Origin of the sequence: Arthrobacter sp. FW306-2-2C-D06B, from assembly GCF_021789175.1 — a bacterium.
Classification (GTDB): Bacteria; Actinomycetota; Actinomycetes; order Actinomycetales; family Micrococcaceae; genus Arthrobacter.
Map to the genome: position 1 here is coordinate 1,921,636 of NZ_CP084560.1, position 23,329 is coordinate 1,944,964.

Sequence of the window (23,329 nt, forward strand, 5' to 3'; positions counted from 1 at the left end):
ATGTATTTCAGCACAACAATAAGCGAAGTCAAGGAAGGCGAGGTCAACCTTCGTGGTTACTCCCTCGCCGAAATCATGCGAGAGACGACCTACGCCGACGGAGCCTTCCTGTCGATTACGGGACGCCTGCCAAGCCCAGCCGAGCGGCGACTTGTCGACGCGATCCTGAACAGCCTGCTGGACCACGGTTTCGTCGCCTCGACGATTACTGCAGCGCGCTACATTGCTTCGGGAAATCCGCAGTTCATACCCGCCGTGGCTGGCGGCATCTTGGCAGCGGGAAGCAACACGCTTTCGCCTGAGCACTCTTATCACCTGCTTGAACACACGAAAGAGCTGCGGGGCGGAGGAACGTTCGATGACGGTGCGGAACGGATCGTCGATGAATATGTGTCAAGCAAGCGGCGCCTGCCCGGGTTCGGCCACCCAACTCACAAGACAAGTGACTTCCGCGCCGACATCCTGTTTGAGTTGGCGGCCGAGCTGGGCCTCGCGGGCGACTCGGTCCAGCAGTTCCAGGCGATCCATGCTGCTTTCGTGCGCAGGACAGGGAAGACGAACATCCCGATCAACATCGACGGCGCACTTGCTGCAATCGGCTGCGACCTTGGCTGGTCGGCGAACCAGACCGTCGCTTTCGCAGTACTTTCAGTACTGCCCGGCCTGATGGCGCATGTCATCGAGGAGATCGAGACCGGCCGGCCATTGCGCTACATCCAAGACGGCGATTACATCGGCAAACCGATGACCGAACGAGTCATCGCAGAAGCAACAATCAAGGGAGAATGATATGGGACTCAACGACAATACAGTCAACTGGGACGTTGTCCAGGAAGGCTTCGAGCGAACGGGCGGGCGCATGATCTGGAAGCCGTACGGTTTCCCCGAGATCATCGATCCTGAGCACTCCCGCTTTTTCGAGGGCACTATCCAACCCAAGTGGGATGTGCCGGAGAAGATCGTCGTACAGTCAGCGATCACGGGGGCTTTCTACACGAAGACCGCCAACCCGAACCAGCCTATCGCCGTCGAGGACATCCTCTCTTCAGCGCAGGAGTGCGCTCGCGCCGGCGCGAGCGCTATCCACCTGCACGTTCGAGGTGACAACGGCTACAACTCGCTTGACCCGGAACGTTTCAAGGCCGTCGTGAACCCCCTTCGAGACGAGTTCCCCGGCATCGCAGTGGACGGCTGTTATGTGACAGCGCTCGAAGGTGAGTGGGACGAGATGAAGCGCGCGCTGAACGAGCAGATCCTTGACGGGGTTCCGATCAACACCACGGCGGTCTTCAACGGCGACGCACTCTTCGCCAAACCGGTCCCGATGATGTTCGAAAAGACTCGGTTGATCCTCGAATCAGGTGCCGCACCCATCGTCGCTGTCTACACTGACGCAGACGTCAACAACGCAGAGCGTTTCCTCTTCCGCAGCGGCCTCCTTGGCCCCGGCCAGGTCTGGTGTGTGCTGCCGTCGATCCCGGGCTCGAGCCCGATGGAAAACCCGCGCCAAATGATCGAGGGCCTTACCCGCTTCGTCGGTCTCATCAAGGATGTGGACCCGGAGGCGAAGATCCTCGTGTGTGCGGCTGGCCGTGCCTCCGTTTTCCTTGCTACCGCAGCGGCCCTTCTGGGCCTGCATGTCCGCGTGGGCATGGAAGACACCGTCTGGAAGTACCCGCACAAGGACGAGAAACTCGCTTCGAACCTCGAGGCGTTCCTTCAGATCAAGACGATCGTCGAAGCGCTCGGCCGCCAGGTCGCCACACCGTTGGAGTACCGGGAAATCATGGGCGTCAAGCCACTGGTCCGGCCGGCCACGAGCCGATGAGTCCCCGGCCGCTGCCGTACGACGACGGCAGCGGCCGTCCTAACTAACAGGAAGAAAATGAACACGCCCCTGCCCTCTGTCGAAGAGATCACGGCACTACCCGCCATCGATCGCGGGGCCGTCCAGAAGGACCATATAGACGTCAATGGCCACATGACCGTGATGCGGTACCTGGACATTCTTACCGCGGGCACAATCACCGCATGTGGCGAGTACGGGCTCGACCTCTCCTACCCGAAGGCACATTGTATGGGGCTCTTCGCCGTCGACCACCACGCGCGCTACCTACGGGAGCTCCGTCTGGGCACACATTACACCGCTCATGTGCGTCTGCTGGATGCATCGGAGCAGGCGGTCCACACCATGGCATATCTCGTCGACCTTGACGGCGGGAGCGTCTCCAGCACGTTGGAGACCCTCCTGCTCAACGTCAATCTGACGACCCGTCGCGTGGCCAGGTTTACCGAAAATACGATCGCCGCACTGGCCACCGGCCTTGCCCGCAGCAAGGCGCTGCCATGGGAAGTACGAGGCTGCGGCACGATGCGCATGCCGGAAAGGAAAGGAACTCGATGAAGATCGTCGTACTTGTCAAAGAGGTGCCGGACACCAACAACGATCGTGTACTCAACCTGGAAACGGGCCTCGCCGACCGGGAGGCGAGCGAGCGGGTGCTTGACGAGATCGTCGAACGCGCAATGGAAGTCGCGCTCTCTTACGCCGATCATCAGGATGGCACCGAAATCATCGGGCTTTCGATGGCCTCGGACGCAGCGACCGCCACACTGCGGAAGGCCCTCGCGCTCGGAGCCGACCGGGCTGTGCTGGTTGCCGACGACTCACTCTTGGGCGCAGATCTGACGCTGACGGCAGAGGTGCTCGCCGCAGCGCTTCGCCGAGTTGGCTTTGATTTGGTCATCGCAGGCAACCAATCCACGGATGGATCCGGCGGGGTGCTGCCCGCGATGCTTTCTGAGCTGCTCGACGTCCCCCAAGCGACCGGACTGGAAACGGTTGAACTCACGGAGACCACAGTCGGCGGCGAGCGGTCCTCGGACTGGGGCAGGGCTCGTGTGCGCGCTACCTTGCCCGCAATCGTGTCAGTGACGGAGAACCTGCCGAACGCGCGATTCCCGAACTTCAAAGGGATCATGGCTTCGAAGAAGAGACCCCTTGAGGTGCTTTCGCTCGCCCAACTCGGCCTGGAGATGGACATAACTGCGATGCCGCGCTCGATCCTCACTGCGATCGAATCACGCCCGCCGCGGGCCGCTGGCGTGAAGATTCTTGACGAGGGCAACGCAGGCGACCGACTTGCCGAGTTCCTGATCGAAAACCGACTGGCCTGAGGGAGGAGGGGACATGACAGATAACATCCTGGTACTACTGGAAACAACCGCGACGGGAGAGCTGGCGAAGAGCACGGCGGGGCTGCTCGGCGTAGCCTCCACGCTCGGCACGGCCGTTGCGCTGCTGATCGCCGACACCGAACGCGGTGCCGAGCTTGCCGAGGCGGCGGCCGCCCTTGGTGCGGCGCGGGTATTCCTTACAGCGGTGGATGCGACCCAGCTCACCGTACCGGTGGTCGACGCACTCGCCGCCATGTCCGAAGCTGTCCGCCCGGCTGCCGTTCTTGTGTCACATTCGACCGAGGGGCGCGAAGTCGCCGCCAGATACGCCGTGCGTGCTCACTTGGCGCTGGCCGTCGATGCGATTGGCGTCTCTCGCGACGAGGAGGGAATAGTGGTGTTCCACTCGGTGTACGGCGGCGCATATGAGGTGACTTCCGCAGCGACGTTCGGTGCTCCGGTCATCACCGTTCGACAGGGAGCTGTCGAGACCCGTGCCAAGGCGCAACCTCTTGTGGTCGAATCCTTGATTGTCCCTCCCTCGGGCCGCCGCGCTGCGGTGATTGAAGCGTTTGCCGCGGTGCCAATCACATCGAACAGGCCCGAACTCCGAGGTGCGGCCAAAGTCGTCTCGGGCGGTAGAGGACTCGGTTCGGCCGAGCAGTTCGCGCTGGTTGGACAGCTTGCCGATGTGCTCGGCGCTGCGGTCGGCGCTTCCCGTGCCGCCGTTGACGCCGGCTACATCGCGCAGTCTTCGCAGGTCGGCCAGACCGGTGTGTCGATCTCGCCGCAGCTATACGTTGCCATCGGCATTTCGGGTGCGATCCAGCACAAAGCCGGCATGCAGACGGCCAAGACGATCGTGGCAATCAACAAAGACGAAAGCGCCCCGATCTTTGAGATTGCGGATTTCGGTGTCGTCGGTGATCTCTTCACTGTGGTGCCACAGCTGATTGCTACGCTCGAGAAACGGAAGGCCTGAACCATGGTGGCTGAGAGCGTCCGGCGCGGACTGCCGAGAGTCCATGGAGGAAAACCTTGGCCGCCGGTGAACGCGGCGCCTACCCTAAAAGTGGAACGAGCACCAAATGGCAACGCAGACGATGCACGAGGTGGGCCGTCCATGGAGCCGCTTGCTGCTGCGGCTGCACCTCCACCAACCTCCGGTCCGTTGACCAGCGTTACCGCTGCAACGCCGACCGCCGGAAGCACCACTCTCCGGCGGGGCCTTCCGCGTCTCGTTGGGGGAGAGCCTTGGCCAGAAGCAGGTGAGGCACCAATTTCCCTGGCCGCGACCCTTCCAGCCTCTGAATGCCCATCCACGCCGGACGCCTCCGAGATTACGGGGACCGAGTCGCTTCCGGATCCGGCGACCGCCGTATCGGAAGCCTCAGAGACCCGGCCGTTGAGCCCTGCCGCGGGGGTGATGCCGCGTCCGCGCCGTCGCTTCGCCGAGCTCCCAAAGTTGGGCCGGGCCGTCATTGCCGTAGCTGGGTCACTGGTCTTGGCGGCGCTCATCGTCTTGGTCGCCCGATGGCTGCTTAGCACCCCGGCGATGCAGGATTTCGTCGCCCAATACCCAGGGGAGACCGCACTTCCTGACGCGGCACCGCTTGGCTTGCCTGCCTGGCTCGGTTGGCAGCATTTCTTTAACGTATTCCTCATGGTTCTAATAGTCCGTTCCGGGCTCGGCGTTCGTCATGAGAAGCGACCGGCCGCATACTGGGCATCGAGGCGTACGCCCCAGCGCAAGATCAGCCTCACGCTTTGGTTCCACCAGTCGCTCGACATCCTCTGGCTCATCAACGGTGCAGTCTTTGTCGTGCTGCTCTTCGTCACTGGGCAGTGGATGCGAATCGTCCCGACGAGTTGGGAGGTGCTTCCCAACGCCCTGTCGGCCCTCCTGCAGTACGCCTCGTTCGCCTGGCCCACTGAGAATGGCTGGGCGAACTACAACAGCCTGCAAGTGCTCGCCTACTTCGTCACCGTGTTCGTCGCAGCGCCGCTCGCCGCGCTCACCGGAATTAGAATGTCCGGTCTTTGGCCTCAGCGCCCAAAGCGATTGAGTGCCGTCTTCCCCGTCGAATGGGCACGGGCAGTCCACTTTCCGACAATGTTGTATTTTTGCGGGTTCATCGTCGTACACGTAGTACTCGTTTTCGCCACCGGTTTTCTCCGCAACCTTAATCACATGTACGGAGGACAAGACACCATGGATTGGACAGGGTTCTGGATCTTCGGTGGGTCGATGGCCGTCATCGCCACAGCCTGGGTCTTGGCGCGCCCTCTGTTGCTCGCAGGGATTGCGCGCCTCTTTGGCTCGGTAACTGCGCGATGACGGACCAAAGCAAGCCTTCGACATCCGTTTGAGTATCACTTGGACGCCTCAGAGCGGTGGAGACGGCTGCCTAGCTGCCCGGCAAGGGTCCAACTTCCTGCAGATGCAGGCGAAGGGGATTACCTAATGGTCTGAGGAGAGTGCAGGTTCCGTGCCCGGCTGTTGACCAACACCGTGCGCCAACTCGTTCCTGCCATTTGCGATGGCGTGTTCGCGCAGATAGTTCAGATGTCCTTGCATGGCGTCAGCGGCACCTGCCGGATCCTGGGCCTTGATGGCCCGGTACAGCTGGATGTGGTGGGCAACAGATTCCTTTCCGAGTTGTTCATCCGTGTGAACAAACGCGAGAGGGTGTGCAGTACGGTGCAAGGCGGACACGAATGCCGCGAGGACGCGGTTGCTCGAGGCGTTGGCGATCTCGGAGTGGAACTGCGCGTTAAGTTCGGGGATGGCCGGATCGTCGAAAGTTGTGGATCGCTCCTGATCAATGATCTCGTGGAGCTTAGCGAGATTCTCGTCTGTCCGGTGTTCGGCCGCGAGCCGTGCACTGGGTACTTCTAGCAGGTCGCGGAAGTTTGACACCTCAGCCGGGGTCACTGATCCAATGTCCAGAACACTGGACAGTCGCTCAGAGACTGCGCGCGATAAAGAGTTATGATCCACAGATTGGACGTATAGGCCGCTCGTCGTTCCGGGTCCTTTCACCAGCAGACCGCTTTCGATCAGTGACCTGAGAGCCTCCCTGATCGTCGCCCGGCTGACGTTGAAGGACTGTGCCAAGCTAGTTTCGGCGGGCAGTCTGTCTCCGTCGCGAAGTGAACCCTCGAGGATGGCATGCTTGATCTGGTTCTGGACCTGCTGGCGCGGGCGCTGGATCGGCATCGCCGAAAACGGCATCGTGGTGTCCGCCACTTGTGTTCCTCCATTCACAAACACCCCACGGGCGCTTCTAGCTTCATTGTATGACTAGTTCATCTTAGACCGGCCAGGACTGGACTAGATTTAGTCTGACAGGAGTGTCCGGGCCGATTTCTTCGAACTGGCTTGCGGCGTCCACCGCGGGGCCACGCCCCTAGAATCTAGGTTTTGTGATTCCTTGCGCAATTGGGTGCCGACTTGCGGCGCGAAAGGCCGAAGACTTGCGCTTCATTGGTTTTGATTAGTGGACCATCGCAGGTCCGAACCGGAAGGACACCATGGGTAGTGCGTCGATCATCGTCACTGGGCGCAGACAAAAGGCGGCTTGGCGGGACAAGGTTCTCCCGCCCGTCGAGGTTGTCCGAAAGGGCGTGTGGTCTATCCCCGTGCCGTTCCCGAATAACCCAATGCGTTACACCCTGAGCTATTTGCTTGTCGGAGGCAGCGATGTAGTGATCGTCGATCCAGGGTGGGACAGCGATGAAGGTTGGTGGCACCTGCAAGACGGACTGCGGGAGGCTGGCTTTCTTGTGAGCGACGTAAACGGCATAGTCGCCACTCATTACCATTCTGATCACCTAGGTATGGCGACCCGTCTCCGAAACGCCTCCGGCGCCTGGGTCGCCATGGGCGAAAACGAAGTGTGCCGGCCCTTTACCGAAGGAGACAAGGCCTCTCAATTGATGGCTGATCGCGCCCAGTTCGCGCTCTGGGGTGTTCCGACAGACGATCTCGATGAGATAGCCATGAACAAAGAACGGCTATCTTTCATGTCAAAATTGGCAAACCCGGATGTCCGACTCGTTGACGGAGGGTTCGTACCTGCTGCAGGCCTGAGTCTGCGCGTCGTTGCCACCCCCGGACATTCGCCCGGACACATCTGTCTAATAGATGAAATCCGTGGACTGATATTCAGTGGGGACCATGTGCTGCCCCGTATCTCCCCACATATTCCCTATGAAGTACCGGGACCGGTCAATCCCTTGGGTGACTACTACGATTCCCTGAATTTGATCGGGTTTGAGGACGAAATGGAAGTATGTCCTGCACACGAATACCGGTTTATCGGTATGCAAACGCGCGTGAACCAACTTGTGGCCCACAATAATGATCGCTCCAGGGAAGTTCTTCAGGTGCTCGCCGAGCACAACCCGCAGACTATATGGAGCATTGCGCAGAGCCTCACATGGTCCCGAGGCTGGAGCTCATTGCGCGGTATATCCCTCCGTCTCGCTATCTCCGAAACGGCAAGCCATTTGGCCCACCTGCAAGCGCAAGGTCGTGACATAAAAGTGTCTGTTCGGGAAATAGTGGAAACCCCCGGATTCGCTTCCTGAGCATCGGAAACAAGTCTAAATTGAGGTTGATACTCCCGGTATGTCGGTCGGCGCTCATAACTCCTTCCATCAAGAGTGGCGGCGCCAGTTGACTCAGGGCCGCCAGCGTCTGGGATGTCTGCCATCAGTTGGTTCCGGATGGCCGCAAACTGGAAGTTCGAGATCAAAGCGATAGCCTGGTCGTCGGGTAGGTTTCGGCCTCGAGGATCTAGGGCCGGACGGGTTGCTGGTCAGTGTTTCCCTCCGTGGTCGGCGTCACGGGCGTAGCGGCGCGCTGGGTGCAACTGGACGGTGGCGAAGGTCATCGCGGTTGTTCGTGGGGGACGTTGATGAGTAGTCCCATACGCCAGGAACCACTCGGCCAGAAGTCCGCGCCCGCTCTGATCCCGGCGGTTGCCCCATAGTACGACACCACGCCGACGCGTCCGCCGCCCTCTGAGAAGTTGAAAATGACCAGCGCTGTTGATGAGGGCACGGCGGCGTAGGCGGCGATGCGACTGGCGACTGCGGGAACCATGACAGACCGGCATGAACGCCGGTCCGTGGACCCAAAGTCTGCAAAGGAATGTCAGCCCGCTTAGGCCTCCGGGGGTGGTGATCCCGAACGCTTCCGGCGTGATGAGGTCCGGTTCCGGTCCGCGCCTCACACCCTTGTCCAGGCCGTCGATCTCGTGCAACGGCTCGGGAGTCAGTTCGAAAGTCGGTGACGTCGAAATTTTCCGGCATGCGCTCGGCTCGAGTCGACTTAGGGATCGCCGAGCGTTCTTCCTGCACGTGCCAGCGCAACATGACCTGGGCCGGGGTCTTACCGTGCTCCGCAGCGATCGCTCCGATCACGGGATCCCTGAGTGCGCTCGGGCCGCCCGACCGATAGAACGTGATCCCCCCGATCGGCGACCAAGCCTGCGTCAAAATCGCGTGCTCTTCGTTGGTGGCCTGCACCGCCGGCTGGGTGAAGTACGGATGAAGGTCAACCTGGTTGACCGCTGGCACGACGGATGTTCGCTCCGGAAGCGTCTCAAGGTGGTGCTCACCCCGATGGCCCGGACATTCCCGTATGCGAGAAGCGTCTCCAGCGCCCGATATGCGTCCAGGGGGGTCGCATCGAAATGTGACGGCACCTCCTGGTGAAGGATGAGCAAGTCGATCTGGTCGAGGCCAAGCTTCGTCGCACTCTTCTCAAACGCGTGCAGGGTCTTCTCGTACCCGGAGTCGGAGACCCACACCTTGGTCTCGACGAACACATCGTTGCGGTCAAGGCCAGAGTTGCGGATCGCCTCGCCGACCTGCTGCTCGTTGCCGTTCGCGGCCGCGGTGTCGATGTGCCGGTAGCCGATTTGGAGGGCTTGCTCGACGGCGGCAGTGGTCTCTCGGGGCTTGCCTGAAAGACACCGATGCCCAGAGACGGGAGGCGGATGTCATTGTTCAATGTCAGGTTGGGATCGTCTTGGTTCTACCCTAGATTGAGCCTGTTCCGTTCTGGCAGGACCTGCCATAACACCCCACAGCGGGCGTTGGCATACAAGCCGGGCAAACGGAATCCTGACAGGTCCTCCGTGTTTCGGTATCGACGAGATATCGTCGATACCATGGACAACCGGGCAGAAATCCGGGACTTTTGCCCCAGCTGCCGAGTCCGCCTCACTCGGGAGCAAGCGGAGGCGTGCTGCAGAGGCTCGCAAGGAATTTGTCAAGTTCACTTCTCGGAGGGATCTCGGGCTTGACTTCCTCCAGGTAGAGTCCTTCCCAAGGAGCCGAAGAGATCTTCCCTGATACTCCGTACGGGCTTGAATCTGCACGAGCGCGGGGAGATGCGACCGTGTTCGCCTGGCCGGGTAATAGATGCTCAAACATCACTGAATCGCTCCTCGCAGAATCCGATGTGAGGGCGATCATCGCCCACCCTTGGAGAGTACTTCATCGAATATATTATATCTGAATTACTATATGGTCATCGAGTGATTGCGTCAAGACGCTAACCTTTGGTGCAACCCTTCTACTTCAACGCCAACAGCTGTCCGGCTGCCCGCTCAGGAGCCCACGGCACCGGAGGGTCAGTTTGCCACTACCCGTTATGCCGCTGATCCACCCAGCCGTTGGAGCGTTGAGCCCTTTGAGCTTTGTGGTCTTTGAGTGGGTAGTGCGGGGCGCCCGTTGCGGCATCGAAGGGCGGGGGTGTCTGGTGTTGTGGTTAGTGGGTGTGTTGTGGGGTGGCTCGGTGGTGGTTTGTGATGGATGTTGATATGGCAGAAGAGACGTTCTTGGCACGGTCGACGTAGGTGTGGATGGTGTCCAGGGTCATGTCGGCGGGGAGGTCGGAAAGGGAGAGCACGAGTGCGACGTCGCCGTCGGCGGTGAACACGGGGACTCGGATGCGCTGGACCTGGGCCGCTGTTCCTTCGTTGAGTTGGGCCAGGGCGGTGAAGTTCTCGACGCTCTTGGCGGAGGCTATCAGCTGGCGTTCGAGGGCGGGGGTGGGGCCATGGTTTTCGATTTCATCCAGCACGGCCTCGTGGGAGGGTTCCTGGGCGGAGCGCAGTGTGATGGCGAAGCCCTTGTCTCGGATGAGTGCCATTTCGGTTTCGAGCATTTCAAAGCGTTCGTCTCCGGCTTTGATGCCTTCCTTGGCGTACCAGCTCTCGCGCTGCTGCTGCTCTGCCCAGGCGAGGAAAATCGTTCCCCATGGTGGCTGGAACGGCAGTCGGCGCCCGACGCGGCGCGGGAGTCGGCCGGAATCCTGCGGTTGGGCGGAAGCGACGATGTACTGGTGATCGCCGGCAACAGCGAGTGCGGTCGTCCCGACGCCGAGGTCATCGGCCAGTCCGTCCAGATGCGCCCTTGCGCGGTCCGCGAGCTGGAGCTGTTCCATGAGCTGGGGGTTGGCTCCCATGACGAGTGCTTCGGGTGCGAACCCGCCGTAGCCTCCCTGGAAGAACAGCAGGGGCAGCGAGGGGTTTTCAACGGCGAGGTTTTTCACGGCGCCAACCACGATGAAGTGGTCGCCGGCTTCATGGATTGATTCGATGGAACACTCGATCCATGCCACAACGCCGTTCAGTATCGGGGCGCCGGATTCTGATGGCCGCCATCCTACGGCGGTGAAACGGTCTGCGTTCTTGGCCGCGAAGGCTCTGCAGACTGATTCCTGGGAGGTCGCCAGGACATTGACGCAAAAGCTTCCGGCCTGCTGGATTTTCGGGAAGGTGGAGGAGGACTTGTCCGGGAGGAAGGCCACCAGGGGCGGGTCCAGCGAGACGGAGGTGAATGAGCCCACGGCCATGCCGACGGGTTCGTTGTCTTCGGAGATGGCTGTAATGACCACCACTCCGGTTGGGAAATGTCCCAGGACATTCCGGAAGGCGCGGGGATCGAACCCGGCTTGGACTTCTGCGCCGCTCATAATCATTTCCTCCAATTGGGTTTTGGTCCGGTGCGTGTGGCCGGCGGGTCAAGAACAGGGGACGAAAGTCCCTCGCCCCTGGCCTGACAGGCCCACGCAATCGCGGGGGAGAGCCCAAATCCGGGCAAACACCACGCAACCGGCCCACAAACAGCCCACTCCGGGCCTAGTTTTCTGTTTAGTTCTTTTGGTTGGTGTCCAGCAGTTGCTGGAGGATGCCAATTGCTGTGACGGCGCTGGGCTATCCGGCGTAGAAGGCGAGGTGGGTGATGAGTTCCACGAGTTCTGTTTCCTTGACGCCGTTTTGCAGGGCGCGTTGCATGTGGAAGCCGGTTTGCTCGGGCCGGCAGGTCGCGACGAGGGCGGCGACCGTGATGAGGCTGCGGTCGCGTTTGCTCAGGTCGGTTCGTTCCCAGACGTCGCCGTAGAGCACGTCGGAGGACAGCTGGGCCATTTTGGGTGCGAGGTGTGCGTAGGGCGCGACGTGTTTTTCGGGTTCCATCAGGGGCCTCCGCGGGGTGGTCGTGTCTGGGTGTTGGTGCCGTGTTCCTGTCATCCACCAACAGATTACTGCATAATATATGAAAGGTGAACGCGGGGTTGTGATAAAGTCAACTTTGCTACATTATATATTTTACATTCCGTCTGCAGGTTAGTGGAAGGCACCTCACGAGCATGGCGAATCCGTTTCGACTGATCTTTTTTACTTCGTATACGCCTCGGTTCTGGGACCGGCTGGATGCGGAGAACGGCTATGACTGGACGCGTCCGGAGCGGTACCGCGAGATGACGCGGCTGCTGGAGCGGGGAGGGTTTGAGGCTGTGATGTTCGCTGACACGCTCTCTGTCAGTAACGTCTTCCAGGGCAAGCCTGATGTGTATGTCAAGAACGGGATCGGGGAGTCCATCCATGATGACCCTCTTCCCCTGATCGCGGCGATGTCTCAGGCGACCCAGCGGATCGGGCTGGTTGCCACAATGTCCACGACGCTGTTCCCGCCGAAACTTCTCGCGCAGGTTGCCAGTTCGCTGGATCACGTGATGAAGGGCCGGCTGGGCTGGAATATCGTGACGTCCATGGGCAAGGAGGTCGCGAAGAACTTTGGCGTGGACGACCTGCTCAGCAAGGACGAACGCTACGATATGGCGGACGAGTTCGTGGACCTTGCCGACAGGATCTGGGCCGAGGCCAAAGAGGCGTGGGCCGGCGGGGAGGGGTTGCCCGGGTCTGCGGACCGGCTCCATCTTCCCCCGATGCCGCAGGGGCGTCCGGTGATCATGCAGGCGGGCGGATCCGAGCGGGGCCGTGAGTTCGCGGCCAAGCACGCCGACATGATCATCTCGCACCGGAATTCGCCGGCGGCGATGAAGGACTTCCGGGACGACATGCGGGCGCGTATGTCCTCTATCGGCCGGGATCCTGACTCGTGCAAGATCTTCTTCACCATTCGTCCCTATATTGCGGGCTCGGTCGAGGAGGCCGAGGCAATGCGGGCCGAGGAACTGGCCCTGCCGACGAGCAACCTGGAGACGGGCCTGGCGAACTTTTCCTCAAGGATCGGCTACGACGTTTCGCGTCTTCCGATCGACGAACCCCTGCCCGCGGACCTGAAGATCGCCGGTTCTGATGGTGTGCTCCAGCAGCACACCGAGAAGGGTGCCCCCACACTCCGGGAGATCGCGATGTCCGAAATCATGAAGGACACCCACCTTGTGCAGGGGACCCCGGAGCAGATCGCCGACGAGCTGGAGGCTGTGATGGAGGAGGTCGGCGGTGACGGCTTCGCGATCCGCGGCACGATGGTTCCCTCGGTCGTGGTGCCGCTCGTAGACCAGTTGGTTCCCGTCCTGCAGTCGCGGGGGCTAACCCGCAAGGGCTACCGGTATCCGACATTCCGGGAGAACATGGCAGACCCCTATTTCAGTGAAGACATTTCCCGCGGCATCGAGACCGCCGGATCGAGGCGATAACAGTGACGGATAAGCAGATGCACATTGGATGGTTGGCAGAAATCGGAGAGCCCGTAGGAAGTGCCGGCGCGAGGGCAGCAGGGCAGGCACCGCCGTGGTGCGATCCCGACGAGTACATCAGCCGCGCACAAATGATCGAGCGGGCAGGTGTGGAGTTCCTGGTACTGGCAGAGACCGTGCGGCCCACCCTGAACCCCAGTGTCCTGGTGCCCCTGATCGCAGCGGAGACATCCTCGCTCGGCATTGTCCCGGCACTGGCAATGACCGACTACCCGCCGTTCATGATGGCCAGGCTACTGACGACCCTGGACCACATGACACAAGGCCGCGTCGGATGGGCCGTCGCGACCGACATCGACGGCTCCTACGGCAGCAGTCCAAGCCGCGATGGCAGCAAGGCAACAGCCCAGCCGCTCTCAGTCGCAAACGAATACGCCCAGGTCTGCAAGGAACTATGGGGCTCCTGGGAACCGGACGCGCTCGTCCAAGACCGCACCCGGGGCACCTTTGCAGACCCCGCGAAAGTCAGGACAATCGACCACGTCGGGGAGCACTTCCGGGTCCGTGGCCCGCTGAACACCGTGCCCTCCCGGCAGGGAACACCCCCGCTCGTCAGCGCCATGTCCTCCACGGATGAGACCGACTTCGTCAGCCGGCACGCCGAAGTCGTGCTGGTCACCGCCGACGGGCCCGAAGAATTCCGCCGCGTGCGCAACGAGATCAAAAACACCGCATCCGAGGCCGGACGCGACCCGGACGACGTCAAGGTCTACCTCGCGGTCAGTATCCAAGTCGCCGAAACACCCGATCTGCTCCCGGCCCTCCAGAACCGCGGACCGCAGCGCTCATGGCCGCCGGTAGGCACCCCCTCGGTCCACCTCACCGGCCCTACCAACACCATCGCCACCGACCTCGAAGAACTCCACGACACCTCAGGCGCCGACGGCATCGTCATTCTCGGCACCTGGCCACTCTCCGAAGTCAGCGTCATCTGCAACCGCGTCCTGGCCACCCTCCGCCGCCGCGGCCGCATACACACCACACCACACACCAACCGCTCACTCAGAGAAACACTCCGCGCCTGACGAGGCCACAGCGCCGACAACAACCCCGCCGAAACAGCCCGGCGGTGCCTCTCAGTTCGTCGAAGTACAGAGTGAGGCTCCAGGTTCGACAAGCTGAGTTGACGGGGAATGCAGAGGTTTCGCCCTGCGCCCTCCGTAAAGCTCGCGAGTCTCCGAATTCGCCGAGCAGTGTCCGGAATGGACATTGCTCGGCGAATACAGATCGGGACTTTGCTCTCGTATGTCTGTACTGGCAACTTCGGCTTGCAACCGAATTCAAGCCTGAATCAAGGAACATATGCTGGACTTGGCGGCCCGGAGCGTCCCGACGTGGAGGGCGCGTCATAAGTTGGCGCGAATCCATGGATCAGGCGGAACGCGAGGCCGGCGTCGCGCTGCGCAAGACCCTGCGGCGCACGGCAATCGTTGGTCTGAACGGATTGCGCGGTTCGAGGCCGTCGCCCGCAGTCACAAATCAAGAAGGACATCGCTGAGACTCTGTCGCACGCTTGGTAGCTTCTAACCTACCCGTCATGTGGCCGGCGTCGACTGGACCTGAGGATTCACAATGATGTGAAACACAAAGGAAACAATCGACATATAATATATAAATTACCGATGAAGGTCGCCTCTAGTGTTGGGATGACACTGTTGAAACATTTGATTCTCCATTATCTTCGTTTGTTGGGTTCGTCGTTGTTGCTCATTTTTGCTGTGGTTGTGGCGATGTTTGTTTTGCTGCAGTTGGCGCCTGGGGATCCTATTCAGGGTCTGGTGGGTGATATGCCGGTGACGGATGAGTATCGTGCTGTTCTGACGAGCACTTTTGGTCTGGACCAGCCTGTTTATGTGCGGTTCTTCACGTATGTGCAGAATGTGTTGTCGGGGAACCTGGGTTTCTCTTATGCGAATAATGAGCCGGTTCTGTCGATTATTTGGGGGCGGTTGGGTAATACCTTGCTGTTGACGATTCCCTCGTTGGTTCTTTCGGCTGTGGGCGGGATTGTGCTTGGTGCTTTGGCTGCCCGGACGAGGTCGAGGCGGTTGGACGCGGCGTTGTCGTATAGCGCTATTGCGTTGTTTTCATTGCCGGTCTTTTGGTTGGCTTTGATGCTGGTTCTCTTGTTTTCGGTGCAGCTTGGGTGGTTGCCGGCGCAGGGGATGTCGGATTTCGGTTCGGACGGGGTTTCCTTGAGCCATATGGTCCTTCCGGTTCTCACTCTGGCGTTCGGTGAGCTGGCGTTCTTCCTGCGGATCATGCGGTCGAGCATGATCGATGTGCTGGGGCAGGAATATATCGATACGGCCAGGTCGAAGGGCCTGACGCCGAATCAGGTTCTGCGCCGGCATGGTCTGTTGAATTCGATGTTGCCGATGGTCAGTGTCATTGGTTACAACCTTGGCCATGCGTTGGCGGGCGCGGTGCTGGTTGAGAGTGTTTTCGGCTGGCCGGGGATGGGGCTTTTGATGTACGAGTCCATCAAGCGCAGCGAGAACATGGTGGTGCTTGGGATTCTTCTCGTGGTGGCGATAACGGTGGTTGTCGTGAACATTTTGACTGATGTTGTTTACGGTCTTGTGGATCCGCGGGTCCGGGCACGGATGCGTCGACAGATGAGTGGTGCGTGATGCAGGGTGCAGTGCGGTCTTCTTCTGCGTGGGACGCGGCGCGTTCGGGCGGCTGGTATCGGGGTCGGCATGAGTAAGGAATTGATCGGCGTGAATGGTTCTTCTATGGTTGCGGCCGACGGCGCGACTCGGGTTTCGGGAAGGCGTTCCCTCGCGGGGCGGTTTTTCTCCAGACCTGCGGCTGTCGGCTTCTGCGGACTTCTTGTTGTTATCGCTTTGGCTTCGTTCATTGGCCCGTATTTCGCTTTGTCGCCCAGTGAGCCCAAGTTCGGTGTGTTGCTGGCGCCGAATGCGTCTCATTTGATGGGCACTGACTCGCTGGGGCGCGACGTTTTTGCCCGGGTCCTGGTCGGTGGGCAGATCAGTCTCGTGGTCGGGGTCGCTGTAGGGTTGTTGTGCCTGACGTTGGGGATTGCGTTCGGTGGTCTTGCCGGCTTCTTTGGCGGTGCCCTGGACTCGGCACTGATGAGGGTTTCGGAGTTCTTCCAGGTGGTTCCTGGCCTGGTGCTGGCTCTTGTGGCGACGGCGTTGCTGGGAAGCAGCATGCCGGTTGTGATCGTGATCCTGAGCATCACGATGTGGCCCGGAGTTGCCCGTCTGGTCCGGGTCGAAACCATGAAGCTCAGTGAACTGGGATATGTCGAATCTGCCAGGGCTGCCGGGTTCAGTCCGCTGCGGATCCTGGTCTCTGATGTGTTGCCCAACGCCTTCGCGCCGGTGCTCGTGGCGACCACGATGACAGTTGGGCGGGCGATCCTTTACGAGTCGGGTCTTTCGTTCCTGGGTCTGGGGAACGCGAACACGCCCAGCTGGGGGACGCTGTTGAACGAAGCCCAGTCCTTCATGCAGACGGCATGGTGGCTGACCGTGTTCCCGGGCCTGGCGATTTTCTTGGTTGTCTTGGCTGCCAACGTCCTGGGCGATCTGCTGAACGACACTCTCAACCCCACCCTCAGCCGAGTGAAATGAGTACGAGGATGATGAACTCTGAGATTGCGCCGGGGAAGGCCCCGGTGGTCCGCGGTGACGGCCACGGTTCGCAGTCGCTGCTGGAGGTCCGTGGTCTTGGCGTGCGGTTGCCGTCTGGTCCGAAAGCAGAAGTGCGGGCAGTCCATTCCGTGGACTTGTCCGTGGGCCGCGGTGAACGTGTGGGTATTGTCGGGGAGTCCGGTTCCGGTAAATCGGTGACAGGCCGGGCCATCGCCGGCTTGTTGCCGCAGTCCGGGCGAGTGGTGGTCGAGGGTTCCATCCGGTTCTGTGATGAAGAGTATGTCGGCGCTTCACCCAAAATGTGGAGAAATGTCCGTCGCGAGCTGGTCTCGATGATTTTCCAGGATCCATTGAGCTCGCTGAACCCGACCATGCGGATCGGCCGTCAGGTCGCCGAGTGCGGGCGGCCGTTGCTGTCGAACGAGAGAGTCTTCGAGTACCTTGAAATGGCAGGCCTGTCCGATCCGGCGGGCGTCGCACGGAAGTTTCCGTTCGAGCTCAGCGGCGGCATGAGGCAGCGGGTGTCGATAGCGATTGCCCTGGCCAAAGGCCCGGAGCTCGTGATCGCGGACGAGCCGACCACTGCCTTGGACGTCACGGTCCAGGCCAAGGTGTTGGCCACGCTGAAGCGCTCCGTGGATGAACTTGGTACTTCGTTGCTGATGATTTCGCATGATCTGGCCGTCATCGCCAAGATGTGCGACCGCGTCTATGTCATGTATAACGGTCGCGTGGTGGAGTCCGGTGATACCTATTCCGTGTTCACGCGTCCTCAGGAGAACTACACCCAGAGCCTGCTGAAAAGCGTGCGGAGTCTGTCCAGCGCGGACGATGCACTCTTCTCGTTCGAGAAAGACGAGACAAGGAAATGACCGAAGTGGAAACGATGCGTCTGAGGGCCGAATCCCTGACGAAGACATTCGGCCGGAAGCAACGGCCCGGGAAGCCGGGTCTGCAAGTGCGTGCCGTGGACTCCGTAAACGTGTCAGTGAACGCGGGGGACTTCGTCACGATCGTCGGAGAGAGCGGAAGCGGCAAGAGCACCCTGGCAAGAATGATGCTCGGACTGATCACCCCCGACGAAGGCCGTGTCAGCATCGGCGGTGTCAGCATCGCCGGCACATCACGAAAGGAGCAGTTCAAGTTCCGCTCCGCGGTCCAGGCCGTTCTCCAGGATCCTTCCGGATCCTTGAACCCGCGCAAGACAGTACGCACGGCACTGGCGGAAGTGGCCAGGCTCCACGGCGTGGCCACGAACCGCTCCGACATCGACGCCAAGGTCCGCGAAACGCTCAGCCTGGTCGGACTGACACCCGCAGGAACCTACCTCGACCGGTACCCACACGAACTCAGCGGCGGCCAACGCCAGCGCGTCCTCATCGCACGCGCGCTCATCCCCGGTCCGAAGATCATCGTCGCGGACGAAGCCGTCTCCGCCCTCGACGTGTCAGTGAAGTCCGGAATCCTGTCCCTCATGTGCGACCTCCAGAAACGCCTCGGGATCGGCTACCTCTTCATCACCCACGACCTGACCGTCGTGAAGAAAGTCGCCGACTACGTCTACGTCATGCAAAACGGCCGCGTCGTGGAAGAAGCCACACCCGCCGAACTCTTCACCAACCCCCAACACGACTGCACACGATCACTCCTCAACGCCCGACTCGAACTCGACGACGTCCTCCAAGAACGCTACACCAACCACGAACAAGTCGCCTGAGGATTCAAGTATGCCGGAGGCGACGAGGCAGGACTCCGCGGCCAATCGGGTTTGTGACCAGATTAGCCGGTGCTAGAACTATCGCGCTGCGGCGCGCAAACCCAATAGGAGATGAATCAGATGGACATGTTTGGACTATCAGGCAAGGGAGCTCTCATTATCGGCGGGGGCTGGGGAATCGGTGGCCAAACCGCCTTGGCGCTGGCCAAGGTCGGCTGCAATGTCGCCGTCGTCGACATCAACGCGGAAAAGGCCGAGGAGGTCTGCGAAAAGGCGCGGGAGTTGGGCGTAGAAGCCACAGCCCTCGTTGGCGACGTGCTCGATGATGTTCAGGCGGAGCGAATCATCGCGGAGGCAGAAGCTGCACTGGGCGGCGTGGATGTGTTGATAACGGTTGTTGGTGGCGGTTCGTGGTCCACGCTCCTGGAAACCAGCGCGGAGGGCTTCGACGCTGACCTCAATATGAATCTTCGCTATGTGTTCGTGCTCGGCAAGGCGTTTGCCGCTGCGTGCGTACGGGCTGGCCGACCAGGCGCCGCGACATTTGTGTCTTCCGTGGGTAGCATCATCGCCACGCCCGGTTTGGGACCTTACAGTGCGGCGAAAGCGGGGCTTAACCAGTTGGTCAAGTCCATGGCGATTGAATGGGCAGAACACGGTATCCGAGTCAACGCGATCGCGCCCGGCTCGACGATGACGCCCCGGCGACCGGACTCGAGTCCAGCCGAGGAGCGCGTCCGCCGTAGCACGCTTCCGATGCAGCGTCTCGGCAGGCCCGAGGAGATGGCAGGGCCTATCTTGTTCCTTTCGTCCGATCTCGCGAGCTACGTGACTGGGCAAACGCTTCCCGTCGACGGTGGTATGACGTCGGCGAACCCTATTGACTTTTCGACCCCGCTGTAGGGCGTCCAGTCAGTAGGCCAGTCACGAGCGTGACCACAAGGGTGGTTGTCGCCCAACATGGAGAACGAATGCCAGCACGGTTAGTGAGCAGTAGGCGGAAACCTTGAGGGACTGACCTCGCTTTGGCCCACTTGCCGGGGCACTCCATTCCAATTGCGCACGGGTTTGGCACCGGCTTGTTGCATCTGGTGCTACAGGACTCTTGCCGGTTCAGCCCCGAAATAGATAAAGTATATTATGTCTGTGATTGCATCCCCGTGCTGACGGTGAATGCGATCTCGCCTGATTAGACAGGCGAGAGTCCATCCGATTGAGGAGATAACTGATGGCTGGGATGAGCAGGTCTTGGGTCCAGAGCGGCCCCCGAAAGATGTCGTTGATGGAAGTTCCGCTCCCTGACACCCTGGCCGACGGCGATGCGCTTGCTCGCGTTGAAGCGTCGGGGTTGTGCGGCAGTGACTACGAGCAATACATCGGAAATTTTGACGAATCCGGCATTCTTGAATACCCATGCATCATCGGCCACGAACCGTTGCTCCGGATCGACCGTCTCACGCCGGCCGCGAAGGAGCGGTGGAACGTCGAGGAAGGTGACAGAGTGCTCACCTGGCCGCTTGGTTGCACGGTATGCCAGAACTGCGCAGCTGGAAACCGACTGGCGTGTACTTCACCCGGCCGGATCCGGCGTGGTTACGCATCGGTCGAGCGCGGTCTCTGGGGGAGTCTCTCCGAATATATGATGATCGCGGCGAACACAGTCATCCACAAGATCCCCGAAGGTGTTCCGGCTGAGGACGTATTGCTGTTCAACCCATTGGCGGCAGGATTTGACTGGGCCGTTTCGCGTGGGGGCGTCACCATCGGGGATGATGTGTTGATTCTGGGTTCCGGCCAGCGGGGGTTGGCATCGGTTGTGGCTTGCCGTGAAGCTGGTGCAAACCGGATCATCATAACGGGCACGCCCAACAGTACTGAGAAGTTGAAGATCGCCCTCAAGCTCGGAGCTACAGACGCCATAGTCGTGGACCCCAATGAGCCGAGCAGTCTCATCGATCAGATTGGTTCCGAGGTCGTGGACGTCGCACTGGATGTCACACCAAACGCCATGCAGCCGATCATGGACTCCCTCGTTGCCGTCAGGCGCTGTGGCACAGTAGTCCTGGGGGGGCTCAAGGGCATGAATAAGCTCCCCGACTTCGTGCCGGATCAGCTTGTGCTGAAGAGTCTCGACCTGCGCGGTGCGCTCGGCTATAGTGCGCGCAGTCAGAAGCGTGCAATCGATGCCATCCTCTCCGGCCGCTACGATTTCTCAGACTGGCACACACATACTCTGCCCCTCGACCGCGCCGAGGAAGCGATTCAGATTCTCGGCGGCGAGATCAAGACGGGGCGGGCTCCAATCCACGTCACAGTTATGGGGTCTTAGAGGACGACTCGAGCTGGAACAGAGATTCGGGATGAGGCACTCAGAGCAGGGAATATCAATGAATGACAGGGATGAGACATGACCTGGAGCGGTAGGTACGACCAGCTATTTATCGGCGGTGCGTGGGTGTCACCGACCTCGTCGGAGAAGATTGCGGTGGTTTCGCCTGCAACGGAAGAGGTAATCGCCTCCGTTCCTTCTTCTTCCCACGAGGACATGAATAGGGCAGTGGCCGCAGCCCGCGATGCATTCGACCGTGGACCGTGGCCACGACTCCCACTGGAGGATCGAGTTGCGGTACTTGAGCGGTTTAGGGCCATTTACGCCCTACAGCGCGAGACTTTCGCCGAGCTAATCACCAGCGAAATGGGCTGCCCAATCACGCTGTCACGCACGATTCAGGCGACGACGCCGTTGATGGTCCTCGATACATTCTTGGAGGTCGTTCGCGAGTATCCGTTTTCGGCCATTCGCCGCTCGGCGAATGGTGCGGCCCTCGTCACGAGGGAGCCCGTGGGGGTAGTCGCAGCGATTGTTCCTTGGAACGTCCCTCAGAGCATCATTATGCAGAAGCTCGTGCCGGCGCTCCTGGCAGGTTGCACCATGGTTATCAAACCTGCTCCAGAAACCCCGCTTGACGCCTACCTGCTTGCCGAGTTGCTGCAAGAGGCAGGTCTCCCGTCAGGCGTAGTGAACATAATTCCCGCCGATCGCGAGGTCAGCGAGAGTCTCGTGACTCACCCCGGAGTCGACAAGGTGTCCTTCACGGGATCGACCCTCGCCGGTCGACGGATCGCGTCTCTCTGCGGTCAAAACCTGAAGCGGGTCACTCTGGAACTCGGCGGCAAATCGGCAGCAATCATCTTGGATGATGCCGACCTGGAAATGACTGTGGAATCGCTTCGATTTGCGTCGCTTCGCAATAGCGGTCAGGTGTGCAGCCTCAAGACACGACTGGTGGTGTCGCGGCACCGTGAGCAGGAGCTCCTCGAACGTCTCGCTGCGCTGGTGGCCTCGATGCCAGTTGGTGACCCGCAGGACCCAGCCACACAAATTGGTCCAATGGTCAGCGAACGCCAGAGGGGGAACATCGAGCGATACATCGAAGCCGGGATTGCCGAAGGTGCCCGGGCGGTGGTCGGAGGTCGACCACGAGACTCCGCTCTCGGTTGGTATGTCGAGCCCACCATCTTCGCCGACGTCCGCCCGGACATGAGCATCGCACAGGAGGAGATCTTCGGCCCGGTGCTCTCGGTAATCCCGTACGTTTCGGTGGAAGAAGCGATATCGATCGCCAACGATTCGATCTACGGACTCAACGGCGCAGTGTTCACATCGGATCTTGACCATGGATTGTCTGTCGCCAGCAAGCTTCGAACGGGGACTGTCGAGCTCAACGGCAGCCCGGCAGGACTCAGAGCGCCAATGGGCGGCTTCAAGGCTAGTGGCATCGGGCGAGAGGCTGGACCCGAAGGGATTGACCCGTATGTGGAGATCCGATCCATTGGCCTTCCGAGTGGTTTCGCTACTGTGCTCGAGGATCGTGCGTCAGCCGTTACCGATAGAAAGGCAGATGTAGTGTGAATGACCCCGTAGACGCTAATCTTCACCAAAGCGGATCCGAGCTTGACTCTGTGGCGGAGGAGCCGAGGATCCTGGCGCCGCGCAACTTCGTTCTCGTCCATGGGGCCTTTCATGGTGGCTGGTGTTGGGGTCCCGTCCGTGATCGGCTTACCGCGCTGGGGCATCGTGTCTTTACGCCTTCTCTGACGGGACTCGGAGACAGATCGCATCTGCTGGGTCCGGATATTCATGTGGAAACGCATATTAGTGATGTCGTTAACGTGATCGAATACGAAGACTTGGATGACGTGGTCCTTGTTGGCCATTCGTACGGTGGCTGGGTGATCTCCGGTGTGGCAGAAAGGGTGCTTCCCCGACTGGCTTCGATAGTATTCGTCGATGCTGTCATGCCGGAAAACGGCGACAGCATTCTTGAGCAAGCTCCGGACGCTACTGGGGAGGTGCTCACGCGCCTCCGAGCGGAGGGCCGTTGGGGCCACACTCCGCCCCAGGCCGAGTACTTTGGAATCCAGACTGCGGAGAACCGGGCATGGGTCGATTCCAAGATGAGTCCGCACCCGATCAGCCACTGGGAAGACCGGATCACTTTAACTGGTGCACGAGAAGCCGTTCCCAAGAAAGCATACGTCTGGGCAAGCGAATGGAAGCACCCTGTTCCCGAGGGCTTTGCAAACAAGCACCCCGTGCTCGAAGGGTTCGCGAAGAAATTCGAGGCTACGCCGGGCTGGGTTAGATATGACGTCCCGTGTGGCCATGACGTCATGGTTGACCGACCGGAGAGGCTCGCTGGGATCCTGATCGACTGCGCCTGAACAGTACCTCGCGGCAGCCCAGTCTCTGCTCGTGAGTGGCGGGTGGGGACCCTGCGCTCTCAT

20 protein-coding genes and 1 pseudogene are annotated in these 23,329 nt (G+C 60.5%); 17 read left to right on the top strand and 4 right to left on the bottom strand.

Annotated features, from left to right (window positions below; translation table 11 throughout):
- The 6 genes from LFT47_RS09015 (at window position 1) to LFT47_RS09040 (ending at window position 5,515) form a co-directional block, all read left to right on the top strand.
- Complete coding sequence (locus LFT47_RS09015) at window positions 1-789, top strand: citryl-CoA lyase (RefSeq protein ID WP_236817378.1); 789 nt, start codon at window positions 1-3, stop codon at window positions 787-789.
- A gap of 1 nt (window position 790) precedes the next feature.
- Entirely contained in the window at window positions 791-1,828 is a 1,038-nt protein-coding gene (locus tag LFT47_RS09020; protein WP_236817380.1) for a 3-keto-5-aminohexanoate cleavage protein, read from the top strand.
- 57 nt (window positions 1,829-1,885) lie between these two features.
- Window positions 1,886-2,404, top strand: a complete 519-nt coding sequence (locus LFT47_RS09025) for a thioesterase family protein (RefSeq protein ID WP_236817381.1) — start codon at window positions 1,886-1,888, stop codon at window positions 2,402-2,404.
- The gene (locus LFT47_RS09030) at window positions 2,401-3,177 is read left to right on the top strand and encodes an electron transfer flavoprotein subunit beta/FixA family protein (protein ID WP_236817383.1); all 777 of its coding nucleotides are present in this window, start codon (window positions 2,401-2,403) and stop codon (window positions 3,175-3,177) included. Before LFT47_RS09025 ends, LFT47_RS09030 begins: the two co-directional genes overlap by 4 nt.
- A gap of 13 nt (window positions 3,178-3,190) precedes the next feature.
- Window positions 3,191-4,159, top strand: a complete 969-nt coding sequence (locus LFT47_RS09035) for an electron transfer flavoprotein subunit alpha/FixB family protein (RefSeq protein WP_236817385.1) — start codon at window positions 3,191-3,193, stop codon at window positions 4,157-4,159.
- 141 nt (window positions 4,160-4,300) lie between these two features.
- Window positions 4,301-5,515, top strand: a complete 1,215-nt coding sequence (locus LFT47_RS09040; protein ID WP_236817387.1) for a cytochrome b/b6 domain-containing protein — start codon at window positions 4,301-4,303, stop codon at window positions 5,513-5,515.
- A gap of 123 nt (window positions 5,516-5,638) precedes the next feature.
- Here LFT47_RS09040 and LFT47_RS09045 read toward each other — a convergent pair whose 3' ends face one another.
- Window positions 5,639-6,427 carry a FadR/GntR family transcriptional regulator gene (locus LFT47_RS09045; protein ID WP_236817389.1) on the bottom strand — a complete coding sequence of 263 codons (789 nt, stop codon included), beginning with the start codon at window positions 6,425-6,427 and terminating at the stop codon, window positions 5,639-5,641.
- A gap of 413 nt (window positions 6,428-6,840) precedes the next feature.
- Here LFT47_RS09045 and LFT47_RS09050 point away from each other — a divergent pair, with 413 nt between their 5' ends.
- Window positions 6,841-7,770, top strand: coding sequence for an MBL fold metallo-hydrolase (locus LFT47_RS09050; RefSeq protein ID WP_236817396.1), 930 nt, complete (start codon window positions 6,841-6,843; stop codon window positions 7,768-7,770).
- A gap of 587 nt (window positions 7,771-8,357) precedes the next feature.
- On the opposite strand, the pseudogene LFT47_RS09055 reads toward LFT47_RS09050, so the two are convergent.
- The 3 genes and pseudogenes from LFT47_RS09055 to LFT47_RS09065 all read right to left on the bottom strand — a co-directional run.
- Window positions 8,358-9,205 (bottom strand): annotated as a pseudogene (locus tag LFT47_RS09055) (aldo/keto reductase); the annotation flags it as partial.
- 756 nt (window positions 9,206-9,961) lie between these two features.
- Complete coding sequence (locus LFT47_RS09060; RefSeq protein ID WP_236817399.1) at window positions 9,962-11,170, bottom strand: flavin reductase; 1,209 nt, start codon at window positions 11,168-11,170, stop codon at window positions 9,962-9,964.
- A gap of 241 nt (window positions 11,171-11,411) precedes the next feature.
- Window positions 11,412-11,672, bottom strand: coding sequence for a carboxymuconolactone decarboxylase family protein (locus tag LFT47_RS09065; protein ID WP_236817401.1), 261 nt, complete (start codon window positions 11,670-11,672; stop codon window positions 11,412-11,414).
- Window positions 11,673-11,845: 173 nt separating this feature from the next.
- Here LFT47_RS09065 and LFT47_RS09070 point away from each other — a divergent pair, with 173 nt between their 5' ends.
- From LFT47_RS09070 to LFT47_RS09115, 10 genes are all read left to right on the top strand, one after another.
- The gene (locus LFT47_RS09070) at window positions 11,846-13,141 is read left to right on the top strand and encodes an LLM class flavin-dependent oxidoreductase (protein WP_236817403.1); all 1,296 of its coding nucleotides are present in this window, start codon (window positions 11,846-11,848) and stop codon (window positions 13,139-13,141) included.
- A gap of 2 nt (window positions 13,142-13,143) precedes the next feature.
- Complete coding sequence (locus LFT47_RS09075) at window positions 13,144-14,226, top strand: LLM class flavin-dependent oxidoreductase (protein ID WP_236817405.1); 1,083 nt, start codon at window positions 13,144-13,146, stop codon at window positions 14,224-14,226.
- Window positions 14,227-14,847: 621 nt separating this feature from the next.
- A complete protein-coding gene (locus LFT47_RS09080) occupies window positions 14,848-15,834 on the top strand; it encodes an ABC transporter permease (protein WP_236817407.1) in 987 nt (328 codons plus the stop codon).
- 69 nt (window positions 15,835-15,903) lie between these two features.
- The gene (locus tag LFT47_RS09085) at window positions 15,904-16,803 is read left to right on the top strand and encodes an ABC transporter permease (RefSeq protein WP_236817409.1); all 900 of its coding nucleotides are present in this window, start codon (window positions 15,904-15,906) and stop codon (window positions 16,801-16,803) included.
- Window positions 16,804-16,811: 8 nt separating this feature from the next.
- On the top strand, window positions 16,812-17,696 hold the full coding sequence (locus LFT47_RS09090; protein ID WP_236817411.1) for an ABC transporter ATP-binding protein: 885 nt from the start codon (window positions 16,812-16,814) through the stop codon (window positions 17,694-17,696).
- A gap of 14 nt (window positions 17,697-17,710) precedes the next feature.
- On the top strand, window positions 17,711-18,541 hold the full coding sequence (locus tag LFT47_RS09095; RefSeq protein WP_236818485.1) for an ABC transporter ATP-binding protein: 831 nt from the start codon (window positions 17,711-17,713) through the stop codon (window positions 18,539-18,541).
- 120 nt (window positions 18,542-18,661) lie between these two features.
- The gene (locus LFT47_RS09100) at window positions 18,662-19,444 is read left to right on the top strand and encodes an SDR family NAD(P)-dependent oxidoreductase (RefSeq protein ID WP_236817413.1); all 783 of its coding nucleotides are present in this window, start codon (window positions 18,662-18,664) and stop codon (window positions 19,442-19,444) included.
- 379 nt (window positions 19,445-19,823) lie between these two features.
- On the top strand, window positions 19,824-20,870 hold the full coding sequence (locus LFT47_RS09105; RefSeq protein ID WP_236817415.1) for a zinc-dependent alcohol dehydrogenase: 1,047 nt from the start codon (window positions 19,824-19,826) through the stop codon (window positions 20,868-20,870).
- A gap of 78 nt (window positions 20,871-20,948) precedes the next feature.
- A complete protein-coding gene (locus LFT47_RS09110) occupies window positions 20,949-22,454 on the top strand; it encodes an aldehyde dehydrogenase (protein WP_236817416.1) in 1,506 nt (501 codons plus the stop codon).
- Between the two features lie 50 nt (window positions 22,455-22,504).
- Window positions 22,505-23,266: an alpha/beta fold hydrolase gene (locus LFT47_RS09115; RefSeq protein ID WP_236817418.1), complete on the top strand. Its 762-nt coding sequence runs from the start codon at window positions 22,505-22,507 to the stop codon at window positions 23,264-23,266.
- The last annotated feature ends 63 nt before the right edge of the window (window positions 23,267-23,329 follow it).

Bases quoted from the DNA above. Each gene is read 5' to 3' on its own strand.
- LFT47_RS09095 (WP_236818485.1), top strand. From the start codon at position 17,711: ATGCGTCTGAGGGCCGAATCCCTGACGAAGACATTCGGCCGGAAGCAA.
- LFT47_RS09065 (WP_236817401.1), bottom strand. From the start codon at position 11,672: ATGGAACCCGAAAAACACGTCGCGCCCTACGCACACCTCGCACCCAAA.
- LFT47_RS09110 (WP_236817416.1), top strand. From the start codon at position 20,949: ATGACCTGGAGCGGTAGGTACGACCAGCTATTTATCGGCGGTGCGTGG.
- LFT47_RS09050 (WP_236817396.1), top strand. From the start codon at position 6,841: ATGCGTTACACCCTGAGCTATTTGCTTGTCGGAGGCAGCGATGTAGTG.
- LFT47_RS09015 (WP_236817378.1), top strand. From the start codon at position 1: ATGTATTTCAGCACAACAATAAGCGAAGTCAAGGAAGGCGAGGTCAAC.
- LFT47_RS09070 (WP_236817403.1), top strand. From the start codon at position 11,846: ATGGCGAATCCGTTTCGACTGATCTTTTTTACTTCGTATACGCCTCGG.
- LFT47_RS09085 (WP_236817409.1), top strand. From the start codon at position 15,904: ATGAGTAAGGAATTGATCGGCGTGAATGGTTCTTCTATGGTTGCGGCC.
- LFT47_RS09060 (WP_236817399.1), bottom strand. From the start codon at position 11,170: ATGAGCGGCGCAGAAGTCCAAGCCGGGTTCGATCCCCGCGCCTTCCGG.
- LFT47_RS09105 (WP_236817415.1), top strand. From the start codon at position 19,824: ATGGAAGTTCCGCTCCCTGACACCCTGGCCGACGGCGATGCGCTTGCT.
- LFT47_RS09040 (WP_236817387.1), top strand. From the start codon at position 4,301: ATGGAGCCGCTTGCTGCTGCGGCTGCACCTCCACCAACCTCCGGTCCG.
- LFT47_RS09025 (WP_236817381.1), top strand. From the start codon at position 1,886: ATGAACACGCCCCTGCCCTCTGTCGAAGAGATCACGGCACTACCCGCC.
- LFT47_RS09080 (WP_236817407.1), top strand. From the start codon at position 14,848: ATGACACTGTTGAAACATTTGATTCTCCATTATCTTCGTTTGTTGGGT.
- LFT47_RS09100 (WP_236817413.1), top strand. From the start codon at position 18,662: ATGGACATGTTTGGACTATCAGGCAAGGGAGCTCTCATTATCGGCGGG.
- LFT47_RS09090 (WP_236817411.1), top strand. From the start codon at position 16,812: ATGATGAACTCTGAGATTGCGCCGGGGAAGGCCCCGGTGGTCCGCGGT.
- LFT47_RS09030 (WP_236817383.1), top strand. From the start codon at position 2,401: ATGAAGATCGTCGTACTTGTCAAAGAGGTGCCGGACACCAACAACGAT.
- LFT47_RS09020 (WP_236817380.1), top strand. From the start codon at position 791: ATGGGACTCAACGACAATACAGTCAACTGGGACGTTGTCCAGGAAGGC.
- LFT47_RS09035 (WP_236817385.1), top strand. From the start codon at position 3,191: ATGACAGATAACATCCTGGTACTACTGGAAACAACCGCGACGGGAGAG.